3 protein-coding genes are annotated in these 1,602 nt (G+C 61.3%); 2 read left to right on the top strand and 1 reads right to left on the bottom strand.

Features of this window, described 5'->3' with window-relative positions; translation table 11 throughout:
* Together GXY33_08815 and GXY33_08820 are read left to right on the top strand one after the other, a co-directional pair.
* Positions 1-191 (top strand): hypothetical protein (locus tag GXY33_08815; protein NLX05232.1); only part of this gene is annotated, 191 nt, incomplete at its 5' end.
* A 22-nt stretch (positions 192-213) separates the two neighbouring features.
* A complete protein-coding gene (locus GXY33_08820) occupies positions 214-1,368 on the top strand; it encodes a mandelate racemase/muconate lactonizing enzyme family protein (protein NLX05233.1) in 1,155 nt (384 codons plus the stop codon).
* Between the two features lie 7 nt (positions 1,369-1,375).
* Here GXY33_08820 and GXY33_08825 read toward each other — a convergent pair.
* Positions 1,376-1,602 (bottom strand): hypothetical protein (locus GXY33_08825; GenBank protein ID NLX05234.1); only part of this gene is annotated, 227 nt, incomplete at its 5' end.

Genomic DNA, 1,602 nt, shown 5'->3' on the forward strand with positions numbered 1-1,602 from the left:
AAACCCATCTCAAGCGCGGCGGCACCCTGATCAACATCAACATTGTCGATGCCGAGCAAATCCGCGCCGCGCACCGCGAGCCGGAACGGTTCCCCGACCTGGTGGTCCGGGTCACCGGCTTTACCGCATATTTCATGACCTTATCGCCCGAATTCCGCCAGCTGGTCGTCGACCGATTGATCACCAGCTGAACAATTTCTCAGGAGGTGCCCTGTGAAAATCACCGGCATGCACACCATCGTGGTTGGCAATCCGTGGAAAAACTGGCTCTTCGTCAAACTGACGACCGACGAGGGGATCACCGGACTGGGTGAATGTACGTACGGCCTGGGCACGCGGGCGGTCGAAGCGATGCTCGAGGAAATGCGCGCCCTGATCATCGGGGAAGACCCAACCCGGATTGAAGGCCTTGGCGACACGTGGCAAAAAGCCCTGTTCCTGGTGCACGGGCCGATTATCTCCGCCGCGCTCAGCGGCCTGAACATCGCCTGCTGGGACATCGCGGCGAAAGCGGCCGGATTGCCGCTTTACCGATTGTTAGGCGGCCAAACACGCCCCCGGATCCGGGCTTATGCCAACGGCTGGTACCAGGGTCCGCGCGAACCGTCTTTTTTCGCCGAACGAGCCGCCGAGGTCGTCACTATGGGCTACACCGCTCTCAAGTTCGATCCTTTTGGTCACGCCTACCAGTTTCTGGAGCCTGCCGAGAAAAAGAAATCGATGGCGATTGTCGCTGCGGTGCGCGATGCTGTCGGAGACGAGATCGACCTGATGATCGAGGCGCACGACCGTTTCAGTGTGGCGACCGCTGTCCGGATCGGACGTCTGCTCGAAGCATACCGTCCGATGTGGTTCGAGACACCGGTCTTGTCTTACGACATCGCGGCGACACTGGATGTGGCGCGCGCCATACCCGTTCCGGTTGCTTCCGGCGAACGCTTCACATCCCTGAACCAGTTGTCTGAACTGCTGCAGGGTCGGATCGTATCCATTGCCCAGCCGGAGACGCTCCGGATCGGCGGCGTTTCCGGACTACTTAAGGCTGGCGCGATCGCGCACGGCTATGGCGCCCATCTGGCGCCGCACAGCGCCCAGAGCACGTTTACGACCGCCGTCAACACGCATCTTGGCGTGGTGATTCCCAATGTGCTGATCCAGGAATGCTTCGACGACTTTCATGTCGCCTGGGCCCGGGATGTGTTGTCCGGCTGTCCCTGGGTCGTGCAGGGATTCTTGCAGCCGGGCGAGCAGGCCGGTATCGGGGTCGAGCTGGACGAGTCGGAAGCGGCCAAGCACCCTTATAGTCCGAAACATCGCCTGCGCCTTTTTGAGGCTGGCTGGGAATGGCGCGGGTCACGGCCTTCCTGAACCAGGCCTATCGCGCCCGCGGATCTTCGGGGTCGTAGTCCGACCAGTCGACCAGCCAGGGCTTTTCGGTGCGGAAGGGCGTCTTGAACTTGTTCTCGAGAATGCCACGCTTTTCCATGTTGACCATGCAGGCGCGGATGCAGCCGCGTCCGCCGCAGATCGCTTCGCCGTGCGTGAAGGTGTTGGCCGGCTTCTTGTAGAATGGCGTGTATGGGGACGGCTTGAAGTCGTCGC

It is taken from the genome of Phycisphaerae bacterium, from assembly GCA_012729815.1.
In the GTDB taxonomy this organism is placed as follows: Bacteria; Planctomycetota; Phycisphaerae; order JAAYCJ01; family JAAYCJ01; genus JAAYCJ01.